The sequence below is a fragment of the Streptomyces sp. NPDC058001 genome (assembly GCF_042886315.1).
In the GTDB taxonomy this organism is placed as follows: domain Bacteria; phylum Actinomycetota; class Actinomycetes; order Streptomycetales; family Streptomycetaceae; genus Streptomyces.
Genome location: NZ_JBHVQT010000008.1, coordinates 480,091 through 498,515 on the forward strand (window position 1 = coordinate 480,091; position 18,425 = coordinate 498,515).

17 protein-coding genes are annotated in these 18,425 nt (G+C 71.9%); 13 read left to right on the top strand and 4 right to left on the bottom strand.

Features of this window, described 5'->3' with window-relative positions; genetic code table 11:
• Positions 1-8 precede the first annotated feature (8 nt).
• The 5 genes from ACFVT5_RS22505 (at position 9) to ACFVT5_RS22525 (ending at position 5,511) form a co-directional block, all read left to right on the top strand.
• Entirely contained in the window at positions 9-1,004 is a 996-nt protein-coding gene (locus tag ACFVT5_RS22505; protein ID WP_389890593.1) for a HAMP domain-containing sensor histidine kinase, read from the top strand.
• A gap of 2 nt (positions 1,005-1,006) precedes the next feature.
• Positions 1,007-1,675 (top strand): response regulator, encoded by a 669-nt coding sequence (locus ACFVT5_RS22510; RefSeq protein WP_389890596.1) that lies wholly within the window; start codon positions 1,007-1,009, stop codon positions 1,673-1,675.
• A 117-nt stretch (positions 1,676-1,792) separates the two neighbouring features.
• Entirely contained in the window at positions 1,793-2,281 is a 489-nt protein-coding gene (locus ACFVT5_RS22515) for a hypothetical protein (protein WP_389890599.1), read from the top strand.
• Between the two features lie 66 nt (positions 2,282-2,347).
• The gene (secD, locus tag ACFVT5_RS22520) at positions 2,348-4,615 is read left to right on the top strand and encodes a protein translocase subunit SecD (RefSeq protein WP_389890602.1); all 2,268 of its coding nucleotides are present in this window, start codon (positions 2,348-2,350) and stop codon (positions 4,613-4,615) included.
• A gap of 38 nt (positions 4,616-4,653) precedes the next feature.
• Positions 4,654-5,511 (top strand): class I SAM-dependent methyltransferase, encoded by an 858-nt coding sequence (locus ACFVT5_RS22525; RefSeq protein ID WP_389890605.1) that lies wholly within the window; start codon positions 4,654-4,656, stop codon positions 5,509-5,511.
• Between the two features lie 51 nt (positions 5,512-5,562).
• On the opposite strand, the gene ACFVT5_RS22530 is transcribed toward ACFVT5_RS22525, so the two are convergent.
• A complete protein-coding gene (locus tag ACFVT5_RS22530; RefSeq protein ID WP_389890608.1) occupies positions 5,563-5,880 on the bottom strand; it encodes a SelT/SelW/SelH family protein in 318 nt (105 codons plus the stop codon).
• Between the two features lie 39 nt (positions 5,881-5,919).
• Entirely contained in the window at positions 5,920-6,837 is a 918-nt protein-coding gene (locus ACFVT5_RS22535; RefSeq protein ID WP_389890611.1) for a HipA family kinase, read from the bottom strand.
• 174 nt (positions 6,838-7,011) lie between these two features.
• Between ACFVT5_RS22535 and ACFVT5_RS22540 the strand changes: the two genes are divergently transcribed.
• Both ACFVT5_RS22540 and ACFVT5_RS22545 read left to right on the top strand, forming a co-directional pair.
• Positions 7,012-8,286 carry a VWA domain-containing protein gene (locus ACFVT5_RS22540; protein ID WP_389890614.1) on the top strand — a complete coding sequence of 425 codons (1,275 nt, stop codon included), beginning with the start codon at positions 7,012-7,014 and terminating at the stop codon, positions 8,284-8,286.
• Positions 8,286-9,161 (top strand): hypothetical protein, encoded by an 876-nt coding sequence (locus ACFVT5_RS22545; RefSeq protein ID WP_389890617.1) that lies wholly within the window; start codon positions 8,286-8,288, stop codon positions 9,159-9,161. Before ACFVT5_RS22540 ends, ACFVT5_RS22545 begins: the two co-directional genes overlap by 1 nt.
• Positions 9,162-9,258: 97 nt before the next feature.
• Here the strand turns inward: ACFVT5_RS22545 and ACFVT5_RS22550 are convergent, their stop codons facing one another.
• Positions 9,259-9,915 carry a winged helix-turn-helix transcriptional regulator gene (locus tag ACFVT5_RS22550; RefSeq protein WP_389890619.1) on the bottom strand — a complete coding sequence of 219 codons (657 nt, stop codon included), beginning with the start codon at positions 9,913-9,915 and terminating at the stop codon, positions 9,259-9,261.
• Between the two features lie 90 nt (positions 9,916-10,005).
• Here ACFVT5_RS22550 and ACFVT5_RS22555 point away from each other — a divergent pair, with 90 nt between their 5' ends.
• The 6 genes from ACFVT5_RS22555 (at position 10,006) to ACFVT5_RS22580 (ending at position 16,737) form a co-directional block, all read left to right on the top strand.
• On the top strand, positions 10,006-11,214 hold the full coding sequence (locus tag ACFVT5_RS22555) for a pyridoxal phosphate-dependent aminotransferase (RefSeq protein WP_389890622.1): 1,209 nt from the start codon (positions 10,006-10,008) through the stop codon (positions 11,212-11,214).
• Between the two features lie 52 nt (positions 11,215-11,266).
• Positions 11,267-11,866: a histidine phosphatase family protein gene (locus ACFVT5_RS22560; RefSeq protein ID WP_389890625.1), complete on the top strand. Its 600-nt coding sequence runs from the start codon at positions 11,267-11,269 to the stop codon at positions 11,864-11,866.
• 70 nt (positions 11,867-11,936) lie between these two features.
• On the top strand, positions 11,937-12,590 hold the full coding sequence (locus ACFVT5_RS22565; RefSeq protein ID WP_389890628.1) for a hypothetical protein: 654 nt from the start codon (positions 11,937-11,939) through the stop codon (positions 12,588-12,590).
• A 126-nt stretch (positions 12,591-12,716) separates the two neighbouring features.
• Positions 12,717-13,136: an acyl-CoA thioesterase gene (locus ACFVT5_RS22570; protein WP_389890631.1), complete on the top strand. Its 420-nt coding sequence runs from the start codon at positions 12,717-12,719 to the stop codon at positions 13,134-13,136.
• A 376-nt stretch (positions 13,137-13,512) separates the two neighbouring features.
• Positions 13,513-15,732 carry an alpha-N-acetylglucosaminidase gene (locus ACFVT5_RS22575; protein ID WP_389890635.1) on the top strand — a complete coding sequence of 740 codons (2,220 nt, stop codon included), beginning with the start codon at positions 13,513-13,515 and terminating at the stop codon, positions 15,730-15,732.
• 129 nt (positions 15,733-15,861) lie between these two features.
• Positions 15,862-16,737, top strand: coding sequence for a chitosanase (locus tag ACFVT5_RS22580; RefSeq protein WP_389890638.1), 876 nt, complete (start codon positions 15,862-15,864; stop codon positions 16,735-16,737).
• 165 nt (positions 16,738-16,902) lie between these two features.
• On the opposite strand, the gene ACFVT5_RS22585 is transcribed toward ACFVT5_RS22580, so the two are convergent.
• On the bottom strand, positions 16,903-18,258 hold the full coding sequence (locus ACFVT5_RS22585) for a nucleobase:cation symporter-2 family protein (RefSeq protein ID WP_389890771.1): 1,356 nt from the start codon (positions 18,256-18,258) through the stop codon (positions 16,903-16,905).
• Between the last annotated feature and the right edge of the window lie 167 nt (positions 18,259-18,425).

Sequence of the window (18,425 nt, forward strand, 5' to 3'; positions counted from 1 at the left end):
TGGTCATCGTGTCTCTGTTCTGGCGGATTTTCGGACTCAACGCCCTGGTGCTCGGCGCGGCCACGGCGCTGCTGCTGTGGGGGCCGGTGACGGTCTCGGTACCGGTACTGCTCACCGAGGCGACCATGCTGCTCGGCGGGCTCGCCGTGATGCTGGTCGCCAACGCGGCCCTGCTGCGCGTCGGCCTCGCGCCCGTCGACCGGCTCACCCGGCTGATGACGCGGGTCGATCTGCTGCGTCCGGGGCAGCGGTTGCCGGTGCCCGGTCACGGCGGGTTCATCGAGCTGATCCGTACCTTCAACGCCATGCTCGACCGGCTGGAGGCCGAGCGCGCCACGAGCACCGCCCGCGCGCTGTCCGCGCAGGAGTCCGAGCGGCGCCGGATCGCGCAGGAACTCCACGACGAGGTGGGCCAGAGCATGACCGCCGTACTGCTCGGACTGAAGCGGGCGGCGGACCGGGCACCCGACGCGCTGCGCGACGAGCTGCGGCAGGCGCAGGAGATCACCCGCGAAAGCCTGGACGAGGTACGCCGGCTCGCCCACCGGCTGCGCCCCGGTGTCCTGGAGGACCTCGGTCTGGTCAGCGCGCTGACCTCGCTGACCAGCGACTTCGCCACCCACACCGGTCTGGAGGTGCGGCGCCGCTTCGACCCGGACCTGCCGCCGCTGGACCACGAACGGGAACTGGTGCTGTACCGGGTCGCGCAGGAGAGCCTCACCAACACGGCACGCCACGCGGACGCCGAACGCGTCGAACTCGCCCTGTGCCACACGCCCGACACGGTGGAACTGCGCATCAGCGACGACGGGCGCGGGGTCGGCGTCATCCGTGAGGGCGCCGGTATCCGGGGCATGCGGGAGCGCGCGCTGCTCATCAGCGCCACCCTCGACATCGAGTCCGGGCCGCGCGGCGGCACCCGCGTGACGCTGTCCGTGCCGAGGGCGCGGCCGGTGCCGGTCACTGTCGCGGAGCCGCTCACCGACGCCGAGCGGGACGCATGACCATGTCCACTCCCGACACCATCCGCATCCTTCTCGCCGACGATCACGCGCTGGTCCGCCGTGGCGTGCGGCTCATCCTCGACGGCGAACCGGGCCTTCAGGTCGTCGCCGAGGCCGGGCACGGCGCGGAGGCCGTGGAACTGGCCCGCGCCGGCGGAGTGGACCTCGCGGTCCTCGACATCGCCATGCCGCGGATGACCGGGCTCCAGGCCGCGCGCGAACTCTCCGCCCGGCATCCCGCGCTGCGGATCCTGATGCTCACGATGTACGACAACGAGCAGTACCTCTTCCAGGCCCTCAAGGCGGGCGCCTCCGGGTATGTCCTGAAGTCCGTCGCCGACCGTGATCTCGTCGCGGCCTGCCGGGCGGCGATGCGCGGCGAGCCGTTCCTGTACCCGGCGGCGATCACCGCGCTGATCCGGAGCTACCTGGACCACGCACGACGGGACGAGGCGAGCGGCGCGGACGGGGACCCGGTGCTGACGGCCCGTGAGGAGGAGGTACTCAAACTCGTCGCCGAGGGCCAGTCGTCCAAGGAGATCGCGGGGACCCTGGTGATCAGCGTCAAGACCGTGCAGCGGCACCGGGCGAACCTGCTGCACAAACTCGGCCTGCGGGACCGCCTGGAACTGACGCGGTACGCGATACGCGTCGGACTGATCGAGCCCTGACCGGTCCGGCATGACCAGCAACCCGGGTACCCCGGGCGCTCGGGGTACCCGGGGTACCCGGAGTAGTCGCGCGTCCGGGCGTGCGGAAGACTGACGGCGACAGCGGAGGGGGGCCGTATGACCCGGCAGATACCTGCCGCCGCTCGCGCGCTCCTGAGCACCCTGGTCGTCGTCCTCCTGTGCGCCCTGGGCGACTTCGGCCCGACCGGCCCCGCCACCGCGACGACGACACCGGCTGTCACGGCGGCACTCGCCGCGAAGGCACCGGCGGCCATCAGGTCGGCACCGGCATCCGGCACGTCGGCACCGGCACCGGCACCCGTCACGGCGGCATCGGCACCGGCATACCTCACCGTCACCGTCACCCACGCCGCCGACGACGCCCCCTGCGCCGCCACCTGCGGCACCCCGCCGCGCGTGGCCCCCGACGCCACACCCGGCGAGCGGCACACGACACCCGGCGGCGGCGCGCTCGTCCCGCCGGGCACGGTAGGTCCCGGTGCCCCGCGCGCCGGGCACACCCGGCGGTCGGCGGACATCGCCCCGTACACCCGGCCCGTCGCCCGGCCCACCGATCGCGCTCCGCCGCTCCGCACAGGTAGTTGACGACGTCCCTCTGTCGATCCCCACCGTGTCCCTTCGTGGGCCCGGTATGCCTGTGGGAGACCTCCTTTGGCACGCGCCACCCGGGTGCGGGCGTTTCTCGCCCTCGCCGTCATCGCCCTGTCCGTCTACATCACCCTCACCGTCCCGGCCCGGCTCGGCCTCGATCTGCGCGGCGGTACCCAGATCGTCCTGGAGACCCGGCCCACGTCGGCCTCGGCCAAGCCGGACTCCGAAGCCACCGACCGCACCCTCGAAGTACTGCGCCGCCGTATCGACGCGCTCGGTGTCTCCGAACCGACCGTCGCCCGCTCCGGGGAGCGCCGGATCATCGTCGAACTGCCGGGCGTCCAGGACCCGAAGGAGGCCGCCGACATCCTCGGCCGCACGGCCCAGCTCACCGTCCACCCCGTCCTCGGCACCGCCACTGACACCGACCCGATGCCCAAACCCCTGCCGAAACACGCCAAGGAGCGGGTGCTCCCCGACGACTCCGGGCAGCCGCTGCGGCTCGGTCCTGCCGCGCTCACCGGCGCGGACGTCGACGGCGCCGAGGCCCAGCTCGACCAGCAGACCGCCCTCGGCTGGTTCGTCACCCTCGATCTGAAGGGCGCGGGCAAGGGCCTCTGGACGCGGCTCACCGCCGACGCCGCCTGCGTACCGGCGGGCGATCCCGCCCGGCGGATCGCGATCGTCCTGGACGACAAGGTCATCTCCTCGCCCCAGGTCGATCCGTCGGTGGCGTGCGGCACCGGCATCACCGGCGGATCCACCCAGATCACCGGGAACTTCGACCGCGAGGAGGCCAGGGAGCTGGCGCTGCTGGTCAGTGGCGGCGCCCTCCCGACGCCCGTGGAGACCGTGGAGCAGCGCACCGTCGGCCCCACGCTCGGCGCCGACGCCATCCGCTCCAGCGCCCAGGCCGCCGTCATCGGCACCCTCCTGACCTCGCTGTTCGTCATCGTCGTCTACCGACTGCTCGGCGCCCTCGCCGCCGTCGCACTCGCCTGCTACGGCCTTGTCTCCTACGCGACCCTGGCCGCGCTCGGCGCCACGCTGACCCTGCCGGGGCTCGCGGGATTCGTCCTCGCCATCGGCATGGCCGTGGACGCGAACGTCCTCGTCTTCGAACGGGCCCGTGAGGAGTACGCGGCCCGCGCGGGCCGGAGTCCGCGCACGGCCCTCAAGTCCGGGTTCCGGCACGCGTTCAGCGCCATCGCCGACTCCAACATCACCACGCTCATCGCGGCCGGACTGCTGTTCTTCCTGGCGTCGGGACCGGTCCGCGGCTTCGGCGTGACGCTGGGCATCGGCGTCCTCGTCTCGATGTTCAGCGCACTCGTCGTCACCCGCGCCCTCGCCGAGTACGCGGTGGCCCGCCGCCCGGTGCGCCGCCGCCCCCTGATCACCGGGATCGCGAACACCGGCCGGGTCCGTGACTGGCTCACCCGCCGCGATCCGCGTCCGATGCGTCACGGCCGACGCTGGCTCGCGGTGTCCGCCGCCGTCCTGGTGCTCGCCGTGGCGGGCATCGTGGTACGGGGCCTGAACTTCGGCGTCGAGTTCACGGGCGGCCGTCTCATCGAGTACGCGACCACGCAGCCCGTGGACGCGGAACGGGCCCGGGGAGCGCTCGCCGACGCAGGCTTCCCGCGCGCCGTCGTGCAGACATCGGGGGACGGCGATCTCACCGTACGCACCGACCAGTTGTCCGAGGCCGACGCGGCGAAGGTGGACCGGGCGGTCGGCTCGGTCGGCGGGTCGGCGGAGAAGATCCGGGACGAGCAGATCGGTCCGAGCATGGGCAGCGAGCTGCGCCGGGGTGCGGTGATCGCCCTCGCGGTGGCCGTGGGCGGCCAGTTGCTGTACCTCGCGGTGCGGTTCCGCTGGGCGCTCGGCGCGGCGGCGGTCGCCGCGATGGCGCAGGACGCGGTGATCCTCGTCGGCGTGTTCGCCTGGCTGGGCAAACCGATCGACGGGGTGTTCCTCGCGGCACTGCTCACCGTGATCGGCTACTCGGTCAACGACTCCGTCGTCCTCATCGACCGGCTCCGGGAGCTGTGGCCGGGCCGCCGTAAGGAGCCGTTCGCACGGACCGTCGACCTTGCGGTGCTGCAAACCGTGCCCAGGACCGTCAACACCGGGATGGGCGCGCTGTTCATCCTCGCCGCGCTCGCCGTCCTGGGCGGTGACTCGCTCACCGACTTCGCGCTGGCCCTGCTCATCGGGATCGTGGTGGGCACCTGGTCGTCGATGTTCACGGCGATGCCCCTGGCGGTCGAGTTCCAGGCCCGCGGCGCCATGCCGTACCGGCCCCGGACCCCACGGCGTTCGTAGCGCCGGTCCGTCATGAGCGACGGCCTAGGCTGTCGCTCATGACGGACGAATCCACCGCGGGCCCGGACAATACGGCGGTACGGACGGCCCTGTGGCGGGCTCTGCATGTCCAGGTCGACCCGCCGCCCCATGTGCTGGCGGACGAGATCGGCCTGCGGCTCGCCGACCCCGGCGACGACTGGCGTCGCCGGGGGGACATGGACCCGGACGCGACCCGGTGGTTCCGGGCGTCGATCGTGGCTCGGGCCCGCTTCATCGAGGACCTGGTGATCGAGCGGGCGGACCGTGGCGTCGGCCAGTACGTCGTCCTGGGAGCCGGTCTGGACACCTTCGCCCAGCGCCGCCCCGACATCGCGTCGCGGCTACGGGTGTTCGAGGTCGACCAGCCCGGACCCCAGGCATGGAAGCGCCGACGCCTCACCGAACTCGGCTACGGCGTCCCGGACCGGCTGCGACTGGTCCCGGTCGACTTCGAGGCGGGCGGCTCGTGGTGGGACGAGCTGACGGCCGCCGGATTCGACGCGGCCCGGCCAGCTGTCGTGGCCTCCACCGGCGTCACCCTCTACCTCACCAAGGAGGCGAACGCGGCCACGCTGCGCCGGCTCGCGTCACTCGCCCCGGGCTCCACGCTGGCCATGACGTTCCAGCTACCGCCTGAACTGCTCGACGAGGAGAAGCGCGCCGGACTCCAGGTCGCGCAGCGCGGGGCCAGGGCGAGCGGGACACCCTTCCTCAGCTTCTACGCCCCGTCGGAGATGCTGGCCCTGGCCCGCGACGCCGGATTCAAGGACGCCCGGCATGTGTCGGCGGACCTGCTCAACGAGCGGTATTTCGCGGGCCGGACGGACGGGCTCGGTACGTCGAGCGGGGAAGAGCTGCTGGTGGCGACCACCTGAGCAGCCCTCGAACCAGGCCCCCGTCTCCCTCGTCTCCCCTGCTTCCCCTGTTTACGCTGTTTCCCCCGGCCGGTCGGCGTGGCCGAGATTGCGGCCGGGCGCCACGCGGTCCCGTACGAGGCGCTTCACGGCGGTCGGCTCCGGGAAGCCCTGGGTGCGCCGGTCCCACACCACCTCGCCGTCGACCCGGACCACGAAGACTCCGCCGGTGCCGGGGGCCAGGGAGAGTTCCGTCAGCTCGCTCTCGAAGGTGGTCAGGAGTTCCTGGGCCAGCCAGGCGGCTCGCGGGAGCCAGCGGCACTGGGTGCAGTACTCGATCTGGACACGGTGGGCGGGGTCTGCGGGGCGCACAGGGGGTTCGGAGGCCATGGGAAGACGCCACCTTTCTGTCGGCTCAGGGAGGGCGGGTCAGCCCAGGTGGGCGGTCCAGTCCTGCTCGGCGGCGGGTTTGCCGTGCAGGTCCGGGACCCGTTTGAGCCAGTCGGGGCGGGACGCCTCGGTCGCGGCGGCCCGGTCGGCGTCCTCGGCGGCGAGTTGGTCGCGGCCGGGGAAGTCGGTGGGCAGCCAGAGGGCGGACGCCTCGGCGCGGGCCGCGAGATACGTGACGTAGGCGTCGCGGACCTCGTCGGGTCCGGTGAACCCGGGCTCGCCGGTCAGCCATGCGTCGGGGACCAGCGCGGTGATCTCGCGCAGCAGGTCACGGGTGACGCGGGGCGCGAGGTCCGCGTCGGCGGCGACCGTGTCCGGTGCCTGTCCGCCGCCGCCCAGCGCGTGCCGGCGGAAGTCGTAGACCTTGTCGACGGAGGCGGCGGCCGTCTCCCAACGGTGGTGGAAGACGAGGGCGGCGCCGTGGTCGATGAGCCACAGCCTGGGTTCGCGGGTGCCGAAGGCGGGCCAGATCAGCAGGTTGGAGCTGTGCACGGTCCGGTCGACATTGGCGGTGAGCGCGTCCAGCCACACGATCCGCCCGGCCTCCAGCGGATCGACGTCCAGCGCGTGCGGGGTGAAGTCGACGGCGCCCGGCAGGAAGTCCATACCGAGGTTGAGCCCGGGGCTGGCGTCGAGCAGGTCCCGTACCTCCTGGTGCGGCTCGTCCCGGGCGACCGCCGGATCGAAGTGGGCGCGCACCAGCTCCGGCACCCGCAGCCCGAGCCGCCGGGCGAGTTCCCCGACGATCACCTCGGCGACCAGCGCCTTGCGCCCCTGCCCGGAACCGGTGAACTTCACGACATAGGTCCCGAGGTCGTCGGCCTCGACGATCCCAGGCACCGACCCACCCGTGTGCAGGGGGGTCACATAACGAACAGCAGTCACGTCGCGCAGCACACCGGCCACTGTAGAACAGGCGCTCAGAACGCGGCCCGCCTCCGGTCCCGGGCCCCCGGTCGGGCGCTGTACCAGGCGTAGCGCCGGGCGTCATGCCGGCCGTTATGTCAGGCGTTATGTCAGACGTTGTGACGGCGATTGGATCGCGCGGGCGGTGATCAATAGGATCCGGCGATGATCACAAGACTACGGCTGGCGGCGGGCCTCGGGGTCCTCGCCGCCGCCCTGAGCGTCGGGCTGATACCGGCCGACGCCGTCGCGGACGAACCGTCCGCCGGCAAGACCGCCCCCAAGGTCGAACTCGTCCTGGACGTCAGCGGTTCGATGCGCGCCCGGGACATCGACGGCGGGTCCCGGATGGCCGCGGCGAAGCAGGCGTTCAACGAGGTGCTCGACGCCACCCCGGAGGAGGTCGAGCTGGGGATCCGTACCCTCGGCGCGTCCTACCGGGGCGACGACCGCAAGGAGGGGTGCAAGGACACCCAGCAGCTTTATCCGGTGGGGCCCCTGGACCGCACCGAGGCGAAGACGGCGGTGGCGACGCTCGCACCCACCGGGTGGACGCCCATCGGGCCCGCCCTGCTGAAGGCCGCCGACGACCTGGAGGGCGGCGACGGCTCGCGCCGTATCGTCCTGATCAGCGACGGCGAGGACACCTGCGCCCCGCTCGACCCGTGCGAGGTGGCGCGTGACATCGCCGCCAAGGGCATCCACCTCACCATCGACACCCTCGGCCTGGTCCCCGACGCGAAGACCCGTGAGCAGCTCAGCTGTATCGCGGAGGCCACCGGCGGTACGTACACGTCGATCCGGCACAAGGACGAACTCACCGACCGCGTGGGCCAGTTGGTCGACCGCGCCGCCGAGCCCGTCGTGGTGCCGGTCGCCGTCGAGGGTGCCGCGCGCTGCGCCGACGCGCCGCAGGTCAAGCCCGGTCTGTACACGGACCGCGCCGCGTTCGGCACCCACCGCTGGTACCGGGTCGACGTACTGCCCGGACAGGAGGTGCGCGCGTCGGTGAGCGTCGCCGCTGACCGTGCGGTCAACCCCGACTACGGCGTCCTGCTGCGCGCGGTCACCGTCCACGGACGGGAGATCGTCAGAGGCTCGGAGGCCGGGGACGGCCGCACCGACGTCATCTCGACCGGGCTGCGCCACACGGAGCCGACGCGGGACGACGCCGATGTCGACAAGCCCGCCGCCGTGACGGTCTGTCTGGAGATCGCGCACTCCTTCTCGGTGGCGCCGTCCGTGAAGACCACGCCGGGTCTGCCCGTCGAGCTGACCGTCGATGTCGTGGACGGGCCCGACGAGGCGTCCGACGTCGCCGCGTTCGGTCTGGGCCGTGGCTGGTGGCTGCTGGGTGCCCTGGTCGTGACCGGGTTCCTCGCGGGTGTCCTGTGGGGCTTCGTCTCACGCTGGCGTCTCGCTGTCTGGAGGACCAACTGATGTCCCTCGCACCCCTCTTCACCCGTTCCCACCGGTCCCAGTCCCGCACCGCCCGGCCGCTGTCCCGGCTCTCCGCCGTGTCCGGCGCGCTGCTCGCCGCCGCGCTCCTGCTGGGCCCCGGCGCCCTTCCGGCGGCGGCCGACGCGTCACCGTCCCCGAGCGGCGACTCCGACGGGGCGCCCACCGAGGCGGGCACCTCCTTCCGTACCGCCACGGAGATCCGTCCGGGACAGCGGGCCACCGCGAGCGGCTCCAGCGGCGACTACCTGTACTGGTCGTTCCCGGCGGACGCGGGCACCCGGCCCATCGTGCGCGCGACCGTGAAGCTCCCCGACACGGCGACCCAGAAGGCCGCGTCGACCTGGCGCGTCGATGTGTACGACGGTCTGAGGCGCCGTCAGGCGTGTGTGTACGGCGTCCAGTCGCGTGCCCTCGACGCCGGTTCGGTGAGTCTCTCCTGCACCCTGCGGCCGGTCCGCGCGTGGGCGGAGGAGTGGGCCAACGATCCACTGCCGGGCACGTACTACATCCGGCTGACGGCCGTCGGGCTGAACGCCGCCGACCTGGGCCTTCCGGTCCGTGCCGAGGTCGAGACGGTCTCCCGTGACCTGGGTGGTTCGTACGCCGTGGACGGGGGTCTGTCGACTCCGCTGGTGCCGGGGGTCTCCGTGGCGTCGGACGCCGGTGGGGCACCGGCGGACGAGGCGGCCACACTGGCCGGCGGTGAGCCGGACGACGGCTGGACCTCCGGCTGGTGGACGGACCGCTGGCTGTGGACCGTCGGCGGCGGTGTGCTGGCCGCGCTGGCGGGAGTCGGCGGATACGCCCTGACCCGTGGTCCCGGCCGCCCCGCACGCGCCCCGTCGCGCGCCTGACCGAGCGAACCCCGGGCCCGCCCCAGTCGGCGCAAACGCGCACCTGGGGCGGGCCCCCTCCCCCTCCCCCCGATCCCCGCCCGCCCCCACCCCCGCCTCAAGCCCCCCGCAGCACCTTCGCCAACTCCCCCTCCCCCATCACTTCCACCCGCCCCGCCCGCACCGCCTCCTCCAGGGTCAGGTCTCCCCGGCCGACCGCCACGCATGTCCCGGTGTCCAGGACGAGCCGGGCGTCCGGCTCCTCCGGTGCGCAGCCGTCGCCGTACACCGCGTACGGCTCATCGGCCCCCACCCGCACATGGAACTCCCCTTCGTCCAGCCGCACATCGACCACGCCCGTGGAGCCGAGCCCGGTCAGGGCGCGCCGCAGCGGCAGCGCGAACCAGTGCGCGCGGACGGCGTCCGTGGGACGGCGGTCCGCCAGGGCGGGCGCGCCCCACTCCTCCAGGGCCTGGAGCACGGGCAGCAACCGCCGCCCACGCGCGGTCAGTTCGTACACGGACGCGGACGCGGGCGCCGGGAGGCGGCGGCGCTCCACGAGCGCGTCGCGCTCCATGTCCTTCAGCCGGGTGGCCAGCATGTCCGTACTGACGCCGGGGAGATCGGCGTGCAGATCTGTGTAACGACGGGGTCCGCCGAGGAGTTCCCGGACGATGAGGAGGGTCCAGCGGTCGCCCACGGCGTCCAGGGCGCGGGCGGCGGCACAGTACTGGTCGTAGCTGCGGCGGCCCGGGGGTCGTGGCTGACGTGGCATACGCCGCAGTCTAGCCAAGTCGTTGGACTTTCCAAGCGGCCACTTGGTAAAACCAAGCAACACGGGGACAGAGGTCTGGGAGGCCAGCGCATGGAGTTCCGGCAGTCGAGCAAGCTGAGCGAGGTCTGTTACGAGATCCGGGGTCCGGTGATCGAGCACGCCAACGCCCTTGAGGAGGCGGGCCACAGCGTCCTGCGTCTGAACACCGGCAACCCGGCCCTGTTCGGTTTCGAGGCGCCCGAGGAGATCGTCCAGGACATGATCCGGATGCTCCCGCAGGCGCACGGCTACACGGACTCGCGGGGTGTCCTGTCGGCCCGCCGCGCCGTCGCCCAGCGCTACCAGGGCATCGGTCTGGACGTCGGCGTGGACGACGTGTTCCTCGGCAACGGCGTCTCCGAACTGGTGTCGATGGCCGTCCAGGCACTCCTGGACGACGGCGACGAAGTGCTCATCCCCGCACCGGACTTCCCGCTGTGGACGGCCGTCACGACCCTCGCGGGCGGGCGCGCGGTGCACTACCTCTGCGACGAACAGGCCGACTGGTACCCCGACCTGGACGACATGGCCGCGAAGATCACCGACCGCACCAAGGCCGTCGTCATCATCAACCCGAACAACCCGACCGGCGCGGTCTACCCGAAGGAGATCGTCGAGGGCATCCTCGACCTGGCCCGCCGCCACCATCTGATGGTCTTCGCGGACGAGATCTACGACCAGATCCTCTACGACGACGCGGTGCACCACTCGGCCGCCGCGCTCGCCCCCGACCTGGTCGTCCTGACCTTCTGCGGTCTGTCCAAGACCTACCGCGTGGCGGGGTTCCGCTCCGGCTGGCTGGTCGTCACCGGACCCCGGCAGCACGCGAAGAACTATCTGGAGGGGCTCACCATGCTCGCCTCCATGCGGCTGTGCGCCAACGCGCCCGCGCAGTACGCCATCCAGGCCGCGCTCGGCGGACGCCAGTCCATCCGGGACCTCACCGCGCCCGGTGGCCGGCTCCACGACCAGCGGGACCGCGCGTGGGAGAAGCTCAACGAGATCCCCGGCGTGTCGTGCGTGAAGCCCAAGGGCGCGCTGTACGCGTTCCCGCGCATCGACCCCAAGGTGCATCCGATCCACGACGACGAGAGGTTCGTGCTCGACCTGCTGCTGCGCGAGAAGATCCAGGTCGTCCAGGGCACCGGTTTCAACTGGCCGCGCCCCGACCACTTCCGCATCCTCACCCTCCCGCACGTGGACGACCTGGACGCGGCCATCAGCCGGATCGGACGGTTCCTCGGTGGATACCGTCAGTGAGCCGTCAGTGATCCGCCCCGGCGCGTCACGGGTCCGGTGATATGAAAGACGCATGGGTGATCTTCTTCTCGTCCGGCACGGAGAGACCGAATGGTCCCTTTCCGGGCAGCACACCAGTTGGACGGACCTTCCGCTCACCGACAACGGCAGGGCGCAGGCCCGTTCCCTCGGCCCGCTGCTCGCATCGGAGCGCATCGGCCGCGTGTTCAGCAGCCCCATGAAGCGCGCCCGGGAGACCGCCGAACTGGCGGGCCTGGAGCATGTCCATGTGGACGTCGACCTGTGCGAGTGGGACTACGGCGGGTACGAGGGCGTCACCAGCGTCGAGATCGACCGCACCCGGCCCGGCTGGTTCCTGTTCGACGACGGGGTGGCCCCCGGGCCGCCCGAGCATCCCGGCGAGACCCCGGAGCAGGTGGGCGCGCGCGCCGACCGCATGCTGGCGAAGGCGGAGGCCGCTTTCGCCGATGACGAGGGCAGTGTCGTCCTCGTCTCGCACGGCCACTTCCTGCGAGTGCTGACCGCTCGACGCCTCGGTCTGCCGCCGTCCGCCGGCGCCCTGTTCCAACTTGAGACCGGCACGATCGGCCGGCTCGGCATCGAACACGGGCGGCACGTGCTCGCCGGCTGGAATGTCAGACCCGGGTCGTAGGCTGCGAGGACAGGGGAGTTCAGGGGGAACTCCCGGGGGTCTCGTGACCGTGGGCACGAGGGAGGCAGCCATGGCACGACCACCGACCGCAGCGCAGCAGCGGCTCATCCGCGCCGCCGACCCGGTGACCGGACGGCTGCGCGGGACCGAGAACCAGTTGATGGCGCTGGTGCGGCTGCGGCTCGCGTTCCGGCACCCACGGCCACCGCACGACTGGTTCCTGACCCCGGCGGGACACGTATGGCGCGAGCGGCCCGCCGACGAGCCGGCGCCGGCGCCGGCGCCCGAGCCCGCCGCTGAACGCCCTGCCGCGCCCTCCGGTGTCTTCGCGGCCCGGGTCGGCGGTGAGCCGTCCGGCGACGGCGGGCCCGCGCGGGCGCGTGAGGTGCACAGCGCCTGGCTGGGGCTCCTGGAGATGCGGCGCATGACCCATCCCGACGGTGCCACTGACCGGCCGTGCGCCTGGGAGCGGACCCATCTGATACCGGCGGCGGCACTCGCCCTGGAAGCGGCGGGCTGCCGTCCGGCCGACCCCGACCACGACGGATACCGGGTGACCGGCACCGCCCAGCCGGAGGCCGTCGCCGTGTACGCGCCCGATCCCGCCGCGCTCCTGGCCTGCGCGGCGGCACTTGAGGCGGCGGGCTGGCAGGTGGGCGAGCACACGGAGCCGCGGCGGTCCGGTGGACGCCGGTATCTGCTGGCGTCGCCACGGAGAGTGTGACGGGACCGGACGAGACCGGACCGGACCGGGCCTCTCGGCTCCCGGGAATGCCGGGAAGCGCCGCCGAGTTGAGGCCGTTGACGGGCTGAGCAAGCGCTCAGCCACCCCCGTGCAGAGAGGACCGCCGTGTCCGGGTTCAGCGTTCAGGTCGTCGTCCGTGGCTATGAGACGGACACCCAAGGGCATCTCAACCAGGCCGTATATCTCCAGTACGCGGAGCACGCGCGCTGGTCGATCCTCCAGAAGGCCGGCATCGGGCAGTCCGACCTGGTGGAGCAGCGCCTCGGGCCGGTCGTCCTGGAGACGACCATCCGCTACCTCCGCGAACTGCGCGCGGGCGACGAGGTCGAGGTGAGCTGCGTCTTCGACTGGGGCCAGGGCAAGAGCTTCCGTATCGCACAGACGATCACCAAGCAGGACGGCACGATCGCCGCCGAACTGACGTCGGTCAGCGGACTGCTCGACCTCAAGGAACGCCGCCTGGTTCCGGACCCGGTGGAACGCTTCAGGACCCTGGCATCGGCGCCAGATGTCCTCGGGCTGTAGGGGAGGGAAGGCGCCGGGACGCGACGGAGGCCGGGGATCGCGACGACAGCCGGACTCCACCAGCCCCACCGCGACCCCCTGGGCCCAGCTCGCCGCCGCCACCGGCCTCTACGATCAGTCCCATATGACGGCCGACTTCCGCACCCTGACGGGCGTACCGCCGACCTCGTACTTCACCGGGCGGCTGCCGTCGGCGCGGCCCTGTCAGGCGGCGAACCAGGGGTGAGCCGCAGGTCGGCGCGGGCACCGGGTGCGGGCACCGGTCGGAGCACCGGGTGTTCACCTTCCGGCCCGGTGCGGCCGATACACAGGATCTCGACCTCCGAACGGAACGCCGAGAGCCCTGCCGGTCCGCCCGCACCCCCTTGGAGGCGCCATGCCGCTCCCCCGCCGTACGCTGCTCACCGCTCTCGCCGGATCGGCCGGGGTCACCTCCGTGGCCACCGCCGTGGCCTGTGGCGAGCGCGGGGGCTGGAGCGCGCTCACTCCGGGCGCACCGCGAAGCACCGCCGCCGCGGCGGTCCGCCGCCTGCTGCCCCGGCACGCCGACCAGGTGGTGCTGCGGAGCCTGCCGCGCGCGGCGGGTGGGGCGGATGTCTTCCAGGTGTCGGGCGAGGCAGGGCGCATCACGGTCGCGGGCACCACACCGGCGGTCCAACTGGCCGGACTGCGCTGGTACTTGAAGCAGGTGGCGGACGCCAACATCACCTGGGCGGGCGAGCAACTGAACCTCCCCGCCGAACTGCCCGCGCCGCCGCGCGGGACGCTGACCCGCCGGGCGAACGTCCCGCACCGGTTCGCCCTGAACGACACCAACGACGGCTACACGGGCCCGTACCACGACTGGTCGTACTGGGAGCGCGAGTTGGACGTGCTCGCGCTGCACGGCTACAACGAGGTCCTGGTGTACGCGGGCGCGGACGCGCTGTATCACCGGGTGTTCCAGGAGTTCGGCCTCGGTGACGAGGAGTTGCGCCGCTGGATCCCGGGTCCGGCACATCAGCCGTGGTGGCTGCTCCAGAACCTGGCCGCCTTCCCTTACCCGGTGTCCCGTCAACTCCTTGACAAGCGCGCCGCGTTGGGGCGGCGGATCGCGGGGCGGGTCCGTGAGCTGGGGATGACACCGGTGCTGCCCGGCTGGTCGGGGATGGTGCCGCCCGGGTTCGCCGGACGGAATCCGGGCGCCCGGATCATCCCGCAGGGCGAGTGGTACGGCTTCCGGCGGCCCGACTGGCTGGATCCCCGGACCGAGGTGTTCGCGCGGGTGGCGGCGGCGTACTACCGGACCCAGGACGAGATGTTCGGCGCGTCCACGCTCTACAAGGCGGACCTGCTGCACGAGGGTGGCCGTCCAGGTGACGTTCCTGTCGGGGACGCGGCCCGGCGGGTCGGCGAGGCGCTGTGGAAGGCCCATCCGGACGCGGTCTGGGTGCTGCTCGGCTGGCGGACCAATCCGCCGAAGGAGATCGTCGACGCGGTCGACAAGCGGCGACTGCTGATCGTGGACGGACTCTCGGACCGCTTCCCCCGAGTCACCGACCGGGAGGCCGACTGGGACGGAACACCGTACGCCTTCGGGTCGATCTGGAACTTCGGCGGGCACACCACACTCGGCGCGAACACCAGCGAATGGGCCAGGAGTTACGAGGCATGGCGCACCCGCCCCGGCAGTGCGCTGCGCGGCATCGCCCTCATGCCCGAGGCCGCCGACAACAACCCGGCCGCCTTCGAGCTGTTCTCGGAACTCGCCTGGACGGAGGGCGAGTTGGATCTGACGGCATGGTTCGAGCAGTGGGCGCGAGCGCGGTACGGCGGGCCGGACGCACGGGCGACGGCGGCCTGGGACCGGTTGCGCAGGACGGTGTACGGGACGACGCGCGCCGACGGCTGGAGCGAGAGCGCCGACAGTCTGTTCGGGGCGCGGCCCTCGCTGACGGTGGCCAGGGCGGCGTCCTGGTCACCGAAGGAGACGCGGTACGACCCGGCCGACTTCGAGCCCGCCCTCGGTGAACTCCTCGCGGTGCGGGCCGGGTTGCGGTCCTCGTCGGCGTACCGTCGCGATCTGCTCGACGTGGCCGGACAGGCGCTGTCCAACCGGGGCCGGATCCTGCTGCCCCGGATCAGGGCGGCATACGACGCCGGGGACGCCGGTGCCTTCGGGCGGCTGACGGACGAGTGGCTGGCGCTGATGGACCTTCTGGAGCGGCTGCTCGCCACGGACTCCGGTCATCTGCTGGGGCGTTGGGTCGCCGAGGCACGGGCGTGGGGCGCGGACGCGGCGGAGCGGGACCGGCTCGCGTACGACGCGCTGTCGATCGTCACGCTGTGGGGCACCCGGGCGGGCGCCGACGCCGGACTGGGCGACTACGCCAACCGGGAGTGGGCCGGGCTGGTCGGCGGGCTGTACCGGCTGCGCTGGGCACGGTACTTCGCGGAATTGCGTACCTCTCTGAAGTCCGGGAAGAAGCCGCCGTTCATCGACTGGTTCGCGCTGGAGGACCGCTGGATCCGGAACCCCGGGCGGCTGGCGACCAAGCCGTCAGGGAGCACGTACCGGATCGCTGTTCAGGTGCGTGACCGGCTCGCGCGGGGCTGACGGGGGGCCGGCGGGGGCCGGTCACGATCTGAACCGACCTTCTCTTGACGGGTATACGTCACACGCATGCTCTGGTAGGAAAGTTTCCTAACAGATTGTCGAGCACACTTCCCCCTTGTTGGAGGTCTCGTGCACACCCCCCACCGGCGCACCACGCGCCGCGCATTGCTCGCCGTCATGGGAGCGTCCCTGCTGGCCGCGCCGAGCCTGGTCGGCCAGGTCGCCACCGCCGCCCCGACCGGCACCTCGACGGCCGCCGGCGGCACGGCACCCGCCGGTACCACGGCCGTCGCCGCCGTCGGACTCGACGACCCGGCGAAGAAGGAGATCGCCATGAAGCTCGTGTCCAGCGCGGAGAACTCCTCGCTGGACTGGAAGGCGCAGTACAAGTACATCGAGGACATCGGTGACGGCCGCGGCTACACGGCCGGGATCATCGGCTTCTGTTCCGGCACCGGCGACATGCTGGACCTCGTGGAGCTGTACGCGCAGCGCAAGCCGGGCAACGTCCTGGAGAAGTACCTCCCGGCGCTGCGCCGGGTCGACGGCACCGACTCGCACGCCGGTCTGGACCCGAACTTCACCAAGGACTGGCAGAAGGCCGCGCAGGACACCGTCTTCCAGGAGGCGCAGAACTACGAGCGGGACCGGGTGTACTTCAACCCGTCGGTCAGCCAGGGCAAGGCCGACCGGGTCGGTGTACTCGGCCAGTTCGCGTACTACGACGCGATCGTCATGCACGGTGACGGCGGCGACAGCACCAGCTTCGGCAACATCCGCAAGCGGGCGCTGGGCAAGGCCAAACCGCCGGCGCAGGGCGGCGACGAGGTCACCTGGCTGAACGCCTTCCTCGACGCGCGGGTCTGGGCGATGAAGCAGGAGGAGGCCCACTCCGACACGAGCCGCGTCGACACGGCACAGCGCGTGTTCCTCAACAAGCGGAACCTGAACCTGGATCCGCCGCTGGACTGGAAGGTCTACGGCGACAGCTTCCACATCGGCTGACGTTGACGCGTGCCGACTGAAGTCGTTCCGTATCAGCTGACGTCGCTGCATATCGGCTGACGTCGGTCCGCTCATGGCGCCGTGTGACCGGTGTGGCCGTGGCGGCGTCATGACGGGAGCGGCCCGAGCGCGGCTCGGGCCGCTCCCCCCTTCAGTCCGGCGAGGTCAGTGGGCGCTCGCCGATGTGTCCGTCGCCGCACGGCGTTCAGAGAGTTCACCGGCCGGTTCCATCGGCGCGGTGACCTCGTCGGCGTCCCGCCCCGCGCCGAGGTGGTTGAAGAGGAGATTGAGGACGACGGCCGCGACACAGCCGGTGGATATCCCGGAGTCGAGGATGATCTTCGCGGTCTCCGGGAAGGCGTGGTAGAACTCCGGCGCCGTGATCGGGATGATGCCGACGGCCAGCGACACCGCCACGATGAGGACGTTGTTGTCCTTGTCCAGACCGGCCTTGACCAGCGTCTGGATGCCGCTCGCCGCGACCGATCCGAACAGCACGACCCCCGCACCGCCGAGCACGGGCCGGGGCACCACCGCGATGAGCGAGGCCGCCATCGGGCACAGGCCCATCAGGACCAGGAACGCACCGCCGGTGGCGACGACGTACCGGCTGCGGATCCTGGTCATCGCGACCAGGCCGATGTTCTGGGCGAACGCGCTGCACATGAAGCCGTTGAACAGCGGGCTGACGGCCGAGCCGAGGGTGTCGGCGCGCAGTCCTGCGGCGATGGTCCGCTCGTCGGCTGGGCGTCCGACGATCTCGCCGAGCGCCAGCATGTCGGCGGTCGACTCGGTCATCGACACGACCATCACCACACACATCGAGACGATCGCGGCGGCGGCGAACTGCGGGGCACCGAAGTGGAAGGGCGTCGGGAATCCGACGACGTCCGCGTCCGCGACCGGGCCGAAGTCCGTGACCCCGAACGGGATCGCGACGAGTGTGCCGAGCACCAGGCCCACCAGGACCGCGACCTGCTTGAGGAAACCCCGGGTGAAGCGGCGCAGCAGCAGCACGATGACGAGCGTGATCCCGGCGAGCGAGAGATAGGTCATGGAGCCGTAGTCCTGGGCCGCCGGGTCCGGGCCCTGGGCCCAGCCGAAGGCGACCGGCATCAGCGAGACACCTATCAGGGTGATGACGGTGCCGGTGACGACGGGCGGGAAGAAGCGGATCGCCTTGCTGAAGAAGGGCGCCGCCAGAAAGCCGAGGACGCCGGCGACGATGACGGCGCCGAAGATGATCGGGAGCGCGTCGGCCTTGTCCCGTGTGGAGTCCACGACGGCGAGCATCGGTGCGACGCCCGCGAAGGTGACGCCGTTGACGAACGGCAGCCGGGCGCCGATCTTCCAGACACCGATGGTCTGGAGAAAGGTGGCGAGGCCCGCCGTGAACAGACAGGCCCCGGTGAGGAACGTCAGTTCGGTCGGAGAGAGCCCCACGGCCGCGCCGACGATGAGGGGCGGGGCGACCACGCCCGCGTACATGGCGGCGACGTGCTGAAGGCCGCTGGTCGCCATCCTCAGCGGCGGCAGCTTCTGGTCCACCGGATGCTTCTCGGAACTCACTGCGTCGTTGCGAAACCTGGGCTGTGCGGCCACGGCGGCTCCTCCGGTCGGTGACGCGTCGTCGGTGACGCGGGTATCAGGGAGGTGGTGCGAGAGACGCGAGTCATGTGCGGTGACCT